This is a genomic window from Pseudomonas lurida (genome assembly GCF_002563895.1).
Taxonomy (GTDB): Bacteria; Pseudomonadota; Gammaproteobacteria; order Pseudomonadales; family Pseudomonadaceae; genus Aquipseudomonas; species Aquipseudomonas lurida.
In genome coordinates this window covers 5,227,512-5,241,990 of record NZ_PDJB01000001.1, presented here as the reverse complement: position 1 = coordinate 5,241,990, position 14,479 = coordinate 5,227,512, and the positions used below count along the sequence as shown (strand labels likewise).

The 14,479-nt window shown below is 60.2% G+C and carries 13 protein-coding genes; 9 read left to right on the top strand and 4 right to left on the bottom strand.

All coding sequences use genetic code 11. The features are described from left to right. Nucleotides 1-114 precede the first annotated feature (114 nt). On the top strand, nucleotides 115-1,017 hold the full coding sequence (locus ATH90_RS23845; RefSeq protein WP_069078181.1) for a DMT family transporter: 903 nt from the start codon (nucleotides 115-117) through the stop codon (nucleotides 1,015-1,017). A 48-nt stretch (nucleotides 1,018-1,065) separates the two neighbouring features. On the opposite strand, the gene norR is transcribed toward ATH90_RS23845, so the two are convergent. Then, nucleotides 1,066-2,610 carry a nitric oxide reductase transcriptional regulator NorR gene (gene norR, locus ATH90_RS23840; RefSeq protein ID WP_098467349.1) on the bottom strand — a complete coding sequence of 515 codons (1,545 nt, stop codon included), beginning with the start codon at nucleotides 2,608-2,610 and terminating at the stop codon, nucleotides 1,066-1,068. A gap of 148 nt (nucleotides 2,611-2,758) precedes the next feature. Here norR and hmpA point away from each other — a divergent pair, with 148 nt between their 5' ends. From hmpA to ptaA, 8 genes are all read left to right on the top strand, one after another. Continuing rightward, nucleotides 2,759-3,940: an NO-inducible flavohemoprotein gene (hmpA, locus tag ATH90_RS23835; protein WP_069078183.1), complete on the top strand. Its 1,182-nt coding sequence runs from the start codon at nucleotides 2,759-2,761 to the stop codon at nucleotides 3,938-3,940. 213 nt (nucleotides 3,941-4,153) lie between these two features. Continuing rightward, entirely contained in the window at nucleotides 4,154-4,660 is a 507-nt protein-coding gene (locus ATH90_RS23830; RefSeq protein ID WP_034109297.1) for a disulfide bond formation protein B, read from the top strand. A gap of 804 nt (nucleotides 4,661-5,464) precedes the next feature. Beyond that, the gene (gene cyoA, locus ATH90_RS23820) at nucleotides 5,465-6,406 is read left to right on the top strand and encodes a ubiquinol oxidase subunit II (protein WP_027607622.1); all 942 of its coding nucleotides are present in this window, start codon (nucleotides 5,465-5,467) and stop codon (nucleotides 6,404-6,406) included. A 3-nt stretch (nucleotides 6,407-6,409) separates the two neighbouring features. Continuing rightward, the gene (gene cyoB / locus ATH90_RS23815) at nucleotides 6,410-8,428 is read left to right on the top strand and encodes a cytochrome o ubiquinol oxidase subunit I (RefSeq protein ID WP_034109296.1); all 2,019 of its coding nucleotides are present in this window, start codon (nucleotides 6,410-6,412) and stop codon (nucleotides 8,426-8,428) included. A 3-nt stretch (nucleotides 8,429-8,431) separates the two neighbouring features. Next, complete coding sequence (locus ATH90_RS23810; protein ID WP_010206435.1) at nucleotides 8,432-9,058, top strand: cytochrome o ubiquinol oxidase subunit III; 627 nt, start codon at nucleotides 8,432-8,434, stop codon at nucleotides 9,056-9,058. After that, nucleotides 9,058-9,399 (top strand): cytochrome o ubiquinol oxidase subunit IV, encoded by a 342-nt coding sequence (gene cyoD, locus ATH90_RS23805; RefSeq protein WP_010206434.1) that lies wholly within the window; start codon nucleotides 9,058-9,060, stop codon nucleotides 9,397-9,399. Before ATH90_RS23810 ends, cyoD begins: the two co-directional genes overlap by 1 nt. A gap of 11 nt (nucleotides 9,400-9,410) precedes the next feature. Continuing rightward, nucleotides 9,411-10,298 carry a heme o synthase gene (cyoE, locus tag ATH90_RS23800; RefSeq protein WP_003194050.1) on the top strand — a complete coding sequence of 296 codons (888 nt, stop codon included), beginning with the start codon at nucleotides 9,411-9,413 and terminating at the stop codon, nucleotides 10,296-10,298. A 145-nt stretch (nucleotides 10,299-10,443) separates the two neighbouring features. Then, nucleotides 10,444-11,535, top strand: a complete 1,092-nt coding sequence (gene ptaA / locus ATH90_RS23795; RefSeq protein ID WP_034109295.1) for a pyoverdine biosynthesis transaminase PtaA — start codon at nucleotides 10,444-10,446, stop codon at nucleotides 11,533-11,535. Nucleotides 11,536-11,660: 125 nt separating this feature from the next. Here ptaA and ATH90_RS23790 read toward each other — a convergent pair whose 3' ends face one another. The 3 genes from ATH90_RS23790 to ATH90_RS23780 form a co-directional block, all read right to left on the bottom strand. Further along, nucleotides 11,661-12,380, bottom strand: a complete 720-nt coding sequence (locus ATH90_RS23790; protein WP_098467348.1) for a hypothetical protein — start codon at nucleotides 12,378-12,380, stop codon at nucleotides 11,661-11,663. Nucleotides 12,381-12,450: 70 nt separating this feature from the next. Further along, the gene (locus ATH90_RS23785; RefSeq protein WP_098467347.1) at nucleotides 12,451-12,954 is read right to left on the bottom strand and encodes a DUF6622 family protein; all 504 of its coding nucleotides are present in this window, start codon (nucleotides 12,952-12,954) and stop codon (nucleotides 12,451-12,453) included. Nucleotides 12,955-13,163: 209 nt separating this feature from the next. Then, nucleotides 13,164-14,414 (bottom strand): 2-aminoadipate transaminase, encoded by a 1,251-nt coding sequence (locus ATH90_RS23780; RefSeq protein WP_034109292.1) that lies wholly within the window; start codon nucleotides 14,412-14,414, stop codon nucleotides 13,164-13,166. Nucleotides 14,415-14,479: the final 65 nt, after the last annotated feature.

Here is a 14,479-nt window from a genome sequence, read left to right as displayed (position 1 = left end):
ATCCTACTCCCCGCCGCCGAGGCTGTGATCCCACCGCCCGACAAAAGCGCAAGATTGTGCAAGAGCGCGCCCTGGATTGGGCGCCACACTGTGGCTCTATCGATGGAGCCTGCTATGAACCTTTCCCTGTATTTACTCACTGTGCTGATCTGGGGCACCACCTGGATCGCCCTGAAATGGCAACTGGGCGTGGTGGCGATTCCGGTGTCCATCGTCTATCGCTTCGGCCTGGCGGCGCTGGTGCTGTTTGCGTTGTTGCTGCTCAGCCGCAAGTTGCAGGTGATGAACCGGCGCGGCCACCTGATTTGCGTGGCCCAGGGGGTGTGCCTGTTTTGCGTCAACTTCATGTGCTTTCTCACGGCCAGCCAGTGGATCCCCAGCGGCTTGGTGGCGGTGGTGTTTTCCACGGCCACGTTGTGGAACGCGCTGAATGCCCGGGTGTTTTTCGGCCAGCGGGTGGCGCGCAATGTGTTGATGGGCGGCGCCCTGGGGCTCGCGGGGCTGGGCTTGCTGTTCTGGCCGGAACTGGTCGGGCACACCGCCAGCCCGCAGACCCTGCTTGGCTTGGGGCTGGCGTTGCTGGGGACCTTGTGTTTCTCGGCCGGCAACATGCTCTCGAGCCTGCAACAGAAAGCCGGGCTGAAGCCGCTGACCACCAATGCCTGGGGCATGGCCTATGGTTCGGCGATGCTCGCGACGTATTGCCTGGTACGCGGGATTCCGTTCGAGATGGACTGGAGCGCGCGGTATGTCGGTGCGCTGTGGTACCTGGTGATTCCGGGCTCGGTCATTGGCTTTACCGCGTACCTGACCCTGGTCGGGCGGATGGGGCCGGAGCGGGCGGCGTATTGCACCGTGCTGTTCCCAGTCGTTGCGCTGAATGTGTCGGCGTTCGCCGAGGGGTATCAGTGGACGGCGCCGGCGTTGGCGGGGTTGGTGTTGGTGATGTTGGGGAATGTGTTGGTGTTTCGTAAGCCTAAGGCTGCGAGCCCGGTTTTCAAGGCGAAGGCGGTCTGATGTGGGGGCAGGCAAGCCAGCTCCCCCATTTGGATTGGAGTTATCTGGTTATTTCATGCCCAGGCGCTTGGCCATGCGGCCTAGGTTGGCGCGGTCCAGGCCCAGTTCGCGGGCGGCGCTGGCCCAGTTGTGCTGGTGGCGTTCCAGGCAGGCGCTGATGACCTGGCGTTGATAGTGCTCCGTGGCTTGGCGCAGGTCGCCGGTGACGATGGGGGCCGTGTCGGCCGACGCTTCGATCAGTGGCGCGCTCACATCGGGCAGGTCCAGGTCCTGGGCATTCAGGCTCAGAATCTTCGGCCGTTCGCGACAATTCCCCAGGGCTTTGAGTGCGCTGCGTCCGATCAAATGTTCCAGCTCCCGTACATTGCCCGGCCAGTTATAGGCCAGCAGCGCCGCCTGGGCATCGCTGGTCAGGCGCAGGCTGCCCAGGCCCATGCGTGAGCGGTTCTGTTCAAGAAAGAAGCCGGCCAGCAACAACACATCACGCCCGCGTTCGCGCAATGCGGGCACTTGCAGCGGGTACACGCTGAGGCGGTGATAGAAGTCCGCGCGGTAGCGACCATTGCGCACTTCGTCGGCGAGGTCGCGGTTGGTGGCAGCGATCAGGCGCACGTCCACCTGGTGTTCCTTGTCCGAGCCCAAGCGCTGCAACTGGCCACTTTGCAGCACGCGCAGCAGCTTGGCTTGCACCGTCAGCGACAGTTCGCCGACTTCGTCCAGAAACAACGTGCCGCCATTGGCCAGCTCGAATTTGCCACGCCGTTCGTTCAAGGCGCCGGTGAAGGCGCCGCGCACATGGCCAAACAGCTCGCTCTCCACCAGGGTTTCCGGCAGGGCGGCGCAGTTGAGGCTGATCAGCGGTTTATCGGCGCGGGGCGACGCCGCGTGAAGGGCCTGGGCCACCAGTTCCTTGCCCACCCCGGTCTCGCCGGTGATCAGCACGGTGAGGTCGCTGCCGCCCACCAGCTTGATCTCTTCTACCAGGCGCTTGTGGCTTTTGCTCTGGCCGATCATTTCCTTGTGCTGCTGGCCGCTGGCCTGACGGTAGATCTCGGCACGCTGGTGTTCGTCTTCGGCGCGCAGGGCCAGGCGCTCGATGCGCTCGGCGACGTTGACGGTGGCGGCGGCGAGGCTGGCGAAGGCTTGCAGGGCGTCCAGTTCCACGCGCTCGAAGCGCTCGGTGTCCAAGGCGTCCAAGGTCAGCAGGCCCCAGGGCTGGTCGTCGACGAACAGCGGGCAACCCATGCAATCGTGCACTTCCAGGTGCCCATGCAAGCCATCCACCAGGCCGTCGTAGGGGTCGGGCAATTCGCTGTCGCTGTCAAAACGCGTGGGGCCAGGGCTACTGAGCAGCACGGCAAAACGCGGATGCTCGCTGACCTTGAAGCGCCGGCCCAAGGTGTCGGCGCTCAAGCCATCCACGGCGAGCGGCACCAGCCAGTCACTGTCCAGGCGCAACAGTGCGGCGGCATCGCAGGGCAACAGGGCGCGCATGGCTTGCAGCAGGCGGCGGTAACGCTCGCCTTCGGGCAGCTCGCGGGACAGGTCGGCGACCAGAGGCAAGAGGGTGGTGAGCAGCGGTTGCGCAGTCATAATGACTCCTTGTAGTCCTTATGACTATAAGTTGTAGGAGGTCATACTGACTACATTTAATTTAACTCATTGAAAAACAAAGAATAATAAGTTGGCACGAATACTGAGTAAGCCAGGGTAATCCTTGAAGAAGCCCAGGAGGCTCCCCATGCTTAGTGCCCAAGACCGTGCCATCGTCAAATCCACCGTGCCCCTGCTGGAAAGTGGCGGCGAAGCGCTGATCACCCACTTCTACCGCATGATGCTCTCGGAATACCCGCAGGTGCGCCCGCTGTTCAACCAAGCCCACCAGGCCAGCGGCGACCAGCCCCGCGCCCTGGCCAATGGCGTGTTGATGTACGCGCGGCATATCGACCAGTTGGACCAGTTGGGCGACCTGGTGGCCAAGATCATCAACAAGCACGTGGCCCTGCAGATTCTGCCGGAGCACTACCCGATCGTCGGCGCCTGCCTGCTGCGCGCCATTTCCGAAGTGCTGGGCAGTGAGATTGCGACCCCTGAGGTGATGAGTGCCTGGGGCGCGGCCTACGGCCAGTTGGCGGACATCCTGATCGGCGCCGAGGCGGCCATTTATGCAGAGAAAGCCCAGGCGCCTGGCGGCTGGCGGGGGGCGCGGCCGTTCCTGCTGGTCAAGCGGGTGGAGGAAAGCGACGAAATCATCTCGTTCTATTTCGCCCCGGTGGACAACGGGCCGATACTCGCCGCGGCACCGGGTCAATACATCGGCATGAAGCTGGTGCTGGATGGCGAGGAAGTGCGCCGCAACTATTCCCTGTCGGCCCTGACCGATGCCGGCCTGTACCGCATCAGCGTCAAGCGCGAAGCGGGTGGGCGGGTGTCCAACTACCTGCACGACCAAGTGCATGTCGGGGCGACCATCGACCTGTTCCCGCCGTCGGGTGAGTTCACCCTGGCGGCCAGCGACAAACCACTGGTGCTGATCAGCGGCGGCGTCGGCATCACACCGACCTTGCCGATGCTCGAGGCCGCCCTGGCCACTCAGCGTCCGGTGCACTTCATCCACTGTGCGCGTAACGGCGGCGTGCATGCATTCCGCGACTGGGTAGACACCCTGGCCGCCAAGCATCCACAGCTCAAGCGCTACTACTGCTACGCCGAGGACGACGGCGTAAGCCCCGCAGCGGACAAGGTCGGCCTGCTGAGCCAGGACCAACTGGCCGCCTGGTTGCCCGAGCAGCGCGACCTGGATGCCTACTTCCTCGGCCCTAAAGGCTTCATGGCCGCGATCAAGCGCCACCTCAAGGCCTTGGGCGTGCCCGAGACACAAAGCCGCTACGAATTCTTCGGCCCGGCCGCTGCCCTGGAATAGAGTTTCACCGATACACCGAGTCGGCGCCGTCGCGGGCAAGCCTGGCTCCCACAGGGAAACACGATCCCCTGTGGGAGCCGGGCTTGCCCGCGATGGCGTCCGCCCCGTCACAACATTTCCCTGGATTAATCCCCCGTTAACCCCTTTCTGTTTAAACCACTGCCTGTGTGTAAACTTGCGGCCATTGGCACAACCAAACAAAGGGAAACGGAGATGAGTGACGAATTGCGTTTAGGCAGGGAGCGGCGCTTTCTGGTGTTACTGGGCATTATCTGCCTGGCGCTGATCGGCGGTGCGCTTTACATGCAGGTGGTGCTGGGCGAGGCGCCATGCCCGCTGTGTATCCTGCAACGCTACGCCTTGCTGTTGATTGCGATCTTCGCGTTCATCGGCGCGGCCATGCGCACCAAAGGCGCTCTCACGCTGTTTGAAGGCCTGGTGATACTCAGCGCCCTCGGCGGGGTAGCCGCCGCCGGCCACCACGTGTACACCCAGTTCTTTCCTCAGGTCAGTTGCGGCATCGATGTGCTGCAACCGATCGTCGACGATCTGCCCCTGGCGAAAGTGTTCCCGCTGGGCTTCCAGGTCGATGGCTTCTGCAGCACCCCCTACCCCCCGGTACTTGGCCTGTCCCTGGCACAGTGGGCACTGGTTGCGTTCGTGTTGACGGTGATCCTGGTGCCGCTGGGTATCTACCGCAATCGCCAGCGCAAAGCCTGACACCCGCGTGACCTGCTACTGCAAAACGCCCCGGTCGTTCTTGAACGAAGGCCGGGGCGTTTTTACGTGTAGGGATTTGTGAATAGAACGTGACGCCGGACAATTTCGGCTGCGCGCAGCGTGCGACATGTTGTCACACGGAAGCTGTCGCAGGACGTTTCTGACCCGCTAGACCGCCGCTTAAATTTGCATAAAACGGTCAAGATGTGCTGTCAGTTCGTGGTTCTGGCGAGCACCCGAACCTCGCGCCGCGCCAGCGATTCGGTGATGTCCGAATGCCTTGTTTTATGGGGGGTTGCATCGGTTTGGCATGCCCCTACGCGCTGTAAGGGTGGCCATGGATTGCTCAATAACACGGCAATTTTTGTGGTTTTTGCGAGGAATCGAACGCGATAAGATCGCGAACCGTTGCAATAATGGTGAAGGATTATTGCTGTAATCGATAAAAATTATTTCTTTATCAGACATGGTTTATACATCGCTAGCTAACTACAATCGCCCGCACTGAATGTCTGGTGCTGTTCAATATTTGAGCACTGGAGCGGTCGAGGGGCAGATGGATGGCTCTGTGCGACCCCAAGGTTCCGGCAGCCTTTCAACTATCCGCACCAAATGGAATTGGTCTGTAACAAGGCCTTTAACCACGAAATCGAATAAGAACTCACCGCAGGTCCGTGAAACGCCCCGTTATGGCGTGACGGGCAGGCTCTTATTCAATCGAAGAGAAATGCCAACCCTTGGCAGGGTGAAGTGTTGGCGATCAAAACCCAACTGCATTGCGCAAGCTGCTTTAGAGGTCGTGAGATGAGTAAAAACAGGTACCCCCGATTACTAGGCTTTTTGCCGCTGCTTGGCATGATGTTAATGCTGGGAGGCTGCAAGTGGACCTTGATGGACCCGAAAGGACAGATCGGTCTGGATCAACGAAACCTGATCATCACTGCCACCCTGCTGATGCTGCTGGTCGTGGTCCCTGTGATCATCATGACCTTCGCCTTCGCCTGGAAATACCGTGCGTCGAACACCAGCGCGACCTACGCGCCGAAGTGGTCGCACTCCACCAAGATTGAAATCGCGGTGTGGCTGGTCCCGATCCTCATCATCATCGCCTTGGGTTACATCACCTATAAGTCGACCCACGAGCTGGACCCTTACCGTCCGCTGGAATCCGACGTCAAGCCGATCAATATCGAAGTGGTCGCGCTGGACTGGAAGTGGCTGTTCATCTACCCGGACCTGGGTATCGCCACGGTGAACCAGATCCGTTTCCCGGAGAACACCCCGCTCAACTTCCGGATCACCTCCGACGCCGTGATGAACTCGTTCTTCATCCCAGCCCTGGGCGGCCAGATCTACGCGATGGCAGGCATGCAGACCCGACTGCACCTGATCGCCAACGAAAAAGCTGAAATGGAAGGCATCTCCGCGAACTACAGCGGCGCTGGCTTCACCGGCATGAAATTCAAAGCGATCTCGACGAGCCAGGAAGATTTCAACGCCTGGGTAGCCGAAGTCAAGGCCGCACCTAAACAGCTTGATCAAGCTGAATACGACGCCCTGACCAAACCGAGCCAGAACAACCCAGTCGCCCTGTACTCCGCGTATGAGCCGAACCTGTTTCAGAAAATCGTCGACAAGTACGAAGGTATGAAGCCAGGCAAGCCGGTCAAGCACGAGAAGAAAGAAGTGGCCGCGGTTGAAGGTTCTGACACGGGCTCGCATTCAACTGCTGGGGCAGAGGAGTAAACGATGTTTGGTAAATTAAGTTGGGATGCGGTCCCGTTCCACGAGCCGATCGTAATGGTGACCATCGCCATGATCGCGCTGGGTGGTCTGGCACTGTTTGCAGCAATCACTTATTTCAAGAAGTGGACCTACCTGTGGACCGAGTGGCTGACTTCGGTCGACCACAAGAAAATCGGCGTCATGTACGTCATCGTTGCCATGGTCATGCTGCTGCGTGGTTTTGCCGACGCCATCATGATGCGTACCCAGTTGGCCATGGCCACCGAGGGTTCGCCTGGCTACCTGCCACCTGAACACTATGACCAGATCTTCACCGCCCACGGTGTGATCATGATCATCTTCATGGCGATGCCATTCTTCACCGGCTTGATGAACCTTGCCTTGCCGCTGCAGATTGGTGCCCGTGACGTTGCCTACCCGTTCCTGAACTCCCTGAGCTTCTGGCTGCTGGTTTCCGGCGTAGTGCTGATCAACGTTTCCCTGGGCGTCGGCGAATTCGCCAAGACCGGTTGGGTTGCGTATCCGCCATTGTCGGGCCTGCAATACAGCCCTGGCGTGGGTGTGGACTACTACATCTGGGCGCTACAGTTATCAGGGCTCGGGACGACATTGACGGGGGTCAACTTCCTGGCCACCGTCCTGAAGATGCGCGCCCCTGGCATGAAACTGATGGACATGCCGATCTTCACCTGGACCTGCACCTGGGCAAACGTCCTGATCGTGGCTTCGTTCCCGATCCTGGCCGCTACCATGGCGCTGCTGTCGCTTGACCGTTACCTGGATTTCCACATTTTCACCAACGAACTTGGTGGCAATCCAATGATGTACGTGAACCTGTTCTGGGCATGGGGTCACCCTGAGGTGTACATCCTGATCCTGCCAGCGTTCGGTATCTTCTCCGAAGTGATCTCGACCTTTACCGGCAAGCGCCTGTTCGGTCACCACTCGATGGTTTACGCATCGGGCGCGATCTCTGTACTGGGCTTCATGGTTTGGCTGCACCACTTCTTCACCATGGGTTCGGGGGCCAGCGTCAACGCCTTCTTCGGCCTGGCGACGATGCTGATTTCCATCCCGACGGGGGTGAAGCTATTCAACTGGCTGTTCACCATCTACCACGGTCGTCTGCGCATGACCAGCCAAGTCCTGTGGACCCTGGGCTTCATGGTGACCTTCGCCATCGGCGGCATGACCGGCGTACTGCTGGCCATCCCGGGTGCTGACTTCGTACTGCACAACAGCCTGTTCGTGATCGCTCACTTCCACAACGTGATCATCGGTGGTGCTGTATTCGGTTACATCGCTGGTTTCAGCTTCTACTTCCCGAAAGCGTTCGGCTTCAAGCTGCACGAAGGTTGGGGCAAGGCTGCATTCTGGTTCTGGATCTCGGGCTTCTTCGTCGCGTTCATGCCGCTCTACGCTCTGGGCTTCATGGGCATGACCCGTCGTCTGAACGCCACCACCAACCCTGAGTGGGTGCCGTACCTGTACGTCGCCATGTTCGGTGCGGTGATGATCGCTGTGGGTATTGCCTGCCAGCTGATCCAGCTGTACGTGAGTATCCGTGACCGTAAGCAGAACGCTTGCGAATCCGGTGACCCATGGAATGGCCACACCCTGGAATGGTCGACTTCGTCGCCACCACCGTTCTACAACTTCGCCGTGATCCCTACTGCGAACACCATTGATGCGTTCACCGAAGCCAAGGAAGACGGTACTGCGTACCAGCGTCCTAAGCACTACGAACCGATCCACATGCCAAACAACACCGCCACTGGCGTGGTGATGGGTGCGCTGTTGACCGTGTTCGGTTTCGCGATGATCTGGCACATCTGGTGGCTGGCAATCGCGAGCCTGGTGGGCACCATCGGCTACTTCATCGTCCACGCTGCACGTGATGATCAAGGCTACATGGTGCCGGTCGAGACGATCGAACGCATCGAAGCCGAGCAACACGCTCGCCTGGTCGCCGAGAAGAAAATCCCGGCCAACCGTGTAGAAACCTCGTTGGAACAGGCTTAAACCATGTCGAACTTAGTGACCAATGCTGGACACGCCCATGTCGATGACCATGGGCACGATGACCATCACCACGACTCGGGGCCGATGACCGTTTTCGGTTTCTGGCTCTACCTGATGACCGACTGCATCTTGTTTGCGTCGATCTTCGCGGTGTACGCGGTACTGGTAAACAACGTAGCGGGTGGCCCGTCGGGCCACGACATCTTCGAACTGCCCTACGTGCTCGGCGAAACCGCCTTGCTGTTGTTCAGTTCGATCACCTACGGCTTCGCCATGTTGGCCTTCTACAAGGGCAACAAGAAAGGCGTACTGAGCTGGTTGGCACTGACCTTCCTGTTCGGCCTGGGCTTTATCGGCATGGAGATCAACGAGTTCCACCTGCTGATCTCCGAAGGCTACGGCCCGCACCGTTCCGGCTTCCTGTCCGCGTTCTTCACGCTGGTAGGCACCCACGGTCTGCACGTAACTGCCGGCCTGCTGTGGATGGCGGTGATGATGTATCAGGTCAATAAACACGGCCTGACCAACACCAACAAGACTCGCCTGAGCTGCCTGAGCCTGTTCTGGCACTTCCTGGACGTGGTCTGGATCTGCGTCTTCACCGTTGTTTACCTGATGGGGACTCTGTAATGGCTAATGCACACTCCCATGACCATGACAGCCATGATGCGAGCCACGGCAGCGTTAAGTCGTACGCTATCGGCTTCATCCTGTCGGTAATCCTGACGCTCATCCCGTTCGGTCTGGTGATGTACCCGACCCTGCCGAAGTCGATCACTCTGATGATCGTGCTGGCATTCGCGGTGATTCAGGTTCTGGTTCACCTGGTGTACTTCCTGCACCTGGATCGTTCTAAAGAGCAGCGCGATAACGTGATTGCGTTCGTGTTCGCAGGCTTAGTAATCCTGCTGCTGGTTGGCCTGTCGATATGGATCATGTTCAGCATCCATACGTTCATGATGGCGAAGTGAGGTAAGACCCGATGTCGCTTAAGCACTTTATCCAAATCACCAAACCGGGGATCATTTTCGGTAACGTGCTTTCTGTGGCGGGCGGTTTCTTCCTGGCCTCCAAGGGACATGTCGATCTGGCCATCTTCCTGGCTGCAATGATCGGCACATCCCTGGTGGTAGCTTCCGGATGTGTGTTCAACAACTGCATCGACCGTGACATCGATATCAAGATGGAGCGCACCAAGAATCGCGTGCTGGTCCAGGGCCTCATCTCCCTGAAACTGGCACTGATCTACGCGACCGTCCTGGGTGTTGCCGGTGTGGCATTGTTGTACAAGGTGGCCAATCCGCTGGCGGCGCTGTTTGCCGTGATCGGCTTTGTCATCTACGTCGGCCTCTACAGCCTGTACCTCAAGCGCAAGTCGGTTCACGGCACGCTGGTGGGCAGTCTGTCGGGGGCGATGCCGCCGGTGATTGGTTATGTGGCTGTAACCAATAGCTTCGACATGGCCGCGCTGACGCTACTGGTGATGTTCAGCCTGTGGCAGATGCCGCATTCCTACGCCATCGCGATTTTCCGCTTCAATGACTACCTGGCTGCTTCGATTCCGGTCTTGCCGGTCAAACGCGGCATCCAGGTCGCCAAGAAACACATCCTGCTGTACATCCTGGCCTTCCTCGTGGCGACCTTGATGTTGACCTTCAGTGGCTACGCCGGCATGAGCTACCTTGCCGTCGCCGCGGCCATGGGCATGTACTGGTTGTACATGGCCTGGACCGGCTACAAGGCGGTGGACGACACCGTCTGGGCGCGCAAGCTGTTCGTGTTCTCGATCTTCACCATCACCGCGCTCAGCGTGATGATGTCCCTGGATTTCCAAGTGCCGAAAGAGCTGTTGCTGACCTACGCTCACTGAGCGGTACCGCAGTGAAAAAGCCCCGCCTTCGAGAGAAGCGCGGGGCTTTTTCTTGGGCGTGGGTTTAAATTCGCGGGCGTACTTCTCGTCATACCTCTCTGTACGCGCTGTGCGAATCCATCACCCGCCAACAAGGAGTAGCCACATGGTGAGCGTAAGTCGTCGGTCCCTTCTCGCCCTGGGCGCCGCCCTGCCTTTGCTGGGGCGCCTTGATTGGGCTGTTGCCAGCCCGCCGTCGAACACGACTGACAAGGTGCTGCTCAACTACAACGAAAGCCCCTACGGACCCTCACGGGCCGCCCGTGAGGCCATGCAGCAGGGAGTTGCCGCATCCGGGCGTTATCCCTACAAACACATGTACGCCCTGGCCGCGCTGTTTGCCCAGCAGCAAGGCCTGTCGGAAGAGCAGGTGGCGGTGTTTTCGGGCTCCATGGCAGCCCTGCGCTATGCCGTCCTGGCATTTACCCGCCAGACCCGAGGGCTGGTGATGGCCACACCGTCCTACGAAGTACCGCGCCAGGCGGCCGAGTCGAACAAGGCACCGGTGAAGGAAGTCAGCCTGAGCGCCGACCACGCCCACGATATTCCGGCCATGCTCGCCGCCGACCCCGAGGCCGGCATGTTGTACCTGTGCAACCCCAACAACCCCACCGGTACCATCACCCCCACCGAGGCCATCCGCCAGGCATTGGCGGAGAAACCCAAAGGCAGCGTGCTGGTGGTGGACGAGGCTTATATCGACTTCGCCGACGTGCCCAGCGTCGTCAGTTGGGTCAAGGACCACGATGACCTGCTGGTGCTGCGCACCTTCTCGAAAATCTACGGCATGGCCGGCGCCCGCCTGGGCCTGGCGATCGGTCACCCGGCGCTGCTGGAGCGGCTGGCGGTGTTCGGCGGTGATAACGTCCCGGCGGGCACCACCTTGCTCGGCGGCCTCGCCAGCCTGGAAGACGTGAAACTGCTGCCACAACGCAAGGCGCTCAACCAACAACAGCGCGATGAGACCGTGGCCTGGCTGCAAGAGCGTGGGTTCACGTGCACGGCGTCACAGGCCAACTGTTTCATGATCGACGTGAAACAACCGGCGGAGCAGGTGATCGAGGCACTGGCGGCGCAAGGCGTGATGATCGGGCGGGTGTGGAAGGACTGGCCCCAGTGGGTGCGGGTGACCGTGGGGAACAAGCGGGAGATGGCGCGGTTTCGCGAGGTGTTTGCGCAGGTTGAACGGGGCGTTTGATTCAGTACAAGCCCAATGTGGGAGCTGGCTTGCCGGCGATTCAAACGCCTCGGTGTATCAGTGATGCCGAGGTGATGCTATCGCAGGCAAGCCAGCTCCCACATTCAGGCTTGCAGTGTTTCAGGTCACTGCTGCGCGATGCTGTACCCAGCGAACGCCGTCTGCTGCTGCAACGCAGTAATCACGCTCTTGCGGCTCAGCGGCTGTTCAGCACCGGAGTTATCCACAAAGCTCTCGACCTCCAGCTCGGCTTCATCCCCATCGCCCACAAAGCTGAAGCCCAGGAACTCGAACGCCTCACGATCGACGTTCAGTTTCGAGCGCGGTGTACGCAGCGGCAGGGTGACGCTGCTGCCATCCTTGCTGATCACAAACACTTCGGCTTCCTTCTTGGGCCGTGACGCCTTGCTCTTGCCGGCGCTTGGGTTGCTGATGGCCTGGTGACTCTGGTTCAGCACTTTCAACGCCAGGCCATAGACCAGCTCCTGGAACTCGGCGTCGTCCTTGAAGCTGGACAGGATTCGGCTGATCGAGAACTGGGTGCTCAGGTGTTCCAGGGCAGCGTTATCGGCAGCCTCGGCATCCTTCAATTGCTTGAGCTGGCCCATCAGGTCGTAGGCCTTGTCGTCGTCGAAGGCATCGTGGGCCTGGCGGATGGCCACTCGCAGTTCGCGGATCTGGTCGCTTTCCTTGGAGGTGTGGAAAGCGTCCAGCACCATCTCGCTGATGATCTTGGCCGCTGGCAGATGCTGTGAAAGATTGATGGCGTTTTCGTATTCGGCTTTGGCGTGCAAGGCGACTACGGATTCTTCGGTGGCGGATTTTTCGGTGTAAGAATCGGACATTGAAATTTCACTACTTCAGTAAACGAGGACAAAAAAGCGTCGGGCATTTTCAGGGGGGAGGGGGAGCAGGTCAAGGCAGCACAATGCCCTTATCCCGACGCAACGCCGTCAGCGCCCGTTGCAGCCGGACTGCCCGCCCGCAAAACAGGCCTACGGTAAAGCCTGACACGCCACCCATCGCCATCAGCATCGTCGGCGTGCCGAGCAGCAACGGATGCACCGCCTGCTGGTAGCCGAAGTAGTACTTCACCGAAAAGAACAACTGCGAGATCAGCAGGGTCTTCCAGGTGCCTGGCAACACCAGGGTTTCGCCATTGGCATCCAGCCGGGCGCCTCGCGGATTGAACAGCAGCATCCCCACCAGGCTGCCCAGCACCGCGCCGCCAACCCAGGCACTGCTCGACAAGACTGAAGGCGCCAGCGACATCAACGACCACACCACCAGCACCACCGGCAGGAGCACCAGCGAGCGGCGATTCTCGCGGCCGCCCAGGCAGGCCTTGATGCCGTAGTAGCAGATCCACAGGTAAATGGCGTAGACCCAGATGGGCGTGCCTTGGAGGATATCGAGCATGATGTGCCTGCGTGCGGTGATGGGAGGGGGGCGATAGTCGTCGAGCGCTCTAGGCCGTGTCCATCGATTTGCCCCAGACCCCTATCAACACGCGGTGTCAGTATTGACCCCGGCATGGCCTGCACCTGCGCGGCGGCGTTCGTCATGCGCAACGTCCCGATCGGTGTGCGCGAGAAATTCCCGCGGGGCAAGCCTGCCGATGCGCGTGACTAGTCCAACTGCTTGAGGCAGGCCTCGAGGATATCCAGGCCTTCCTCCAGCACCGCAGGTTCAATGGTCAGCGGCGCCAACAAGCGGATGATGTGCCGCGCCTTGCCGCTGGGCATCAGCAACAACCCCGCGTCCCGCGCCAGGCTCAATAATTGAGCAAGCTGTTTGGGCGCGGGTGAGCCGTCGGCGTTGGCCAGCTCGATGCCGCGCATCGCACCCACGCCGGTCAGTCGACCGAGGTAGGGCGTCAGGCCTTGTGCGCGCCAGGTTTCATAACGGCTGACGATGGCTTCTTCCTGTTGTGAGCCCCAGGCGTGCAGGTGTTCATCGGTCATTGCATCGAGGGTGGCCAGTGCCGCCGCACATGCGATGGGATTGCCGGAATAGGTGCCGCCCAGTCCACCTTTGGGCAAGTTGTCCATCAGCGCCTTGCGCCCCACCACCGCGCCCAACGGCACGCCCCCGGCAATACTTTTGCCCAACAGGATCAAGTCGGGTTCGATACCCAGGCGCGAGAAGGCGAAACGGTTGCCGGTACGGCCAAAGCCCGATTGGATTTCATCGGCAATCAGCAGGATAGTGTTCTCATCGCAAAAGCGCCGCAGGGCCTGGGCGAATTCGCTGTCCAGCGCGAGAAAGCCACCTTCGCCCTGCACCGGCTCGATGATGAAACAGGCCACATCGGCGACGTCGATTTCCACGCTGAACAGGCGGTCCATGGCCTTCAGCGCTTCGCCACAGGTCACGCCGTTGTCGGCACTGGGGTAGGGCAAGTGATACACCGGGCCCGGCAGTACACCGACCTTTTGTTTGTAGGGCGCCACCTTGCCGTTGAGGTTGAGCGTGGCCAGGGTACGGCCGTGGAAAGCGCCGTCGAAGGCGACCACTGCGGTACGGCCGGTGGCGCCACGCACGATCTTCAGCGCGTTTTCCGCCGCTTCCGCGCCGCTGTTGGTGAGCATGCCGCTGACCGGATAGTCCACCGGCATGAACGCGGTCAGGCGGTCCATCAACTCGATATACGGCGCGTGTGGGGCAGCGTTGAACGCGTAGTGAGTCAGCCGGGTGGCTTGCTCGCGAATGGCTTCGACCACGCCAGGGTGGCAATGGCCGAGGTTGAGCACACCGATACCGCCGACAAAGTCGATATAGCGTTTGCCCGAGGTGTCCCAGACCTCGGCGTTTTTACCGTGGCTGAGGCTGATGGGGTGAACGATGGAGATCGATTGGCTGATGGTTTCGCGGCTCATGAATCGGGGACTCGGCAGTGACGGGCTTGTTTTTATCTAAGCCGGGCGCCTGCCTTTGTCGCAAA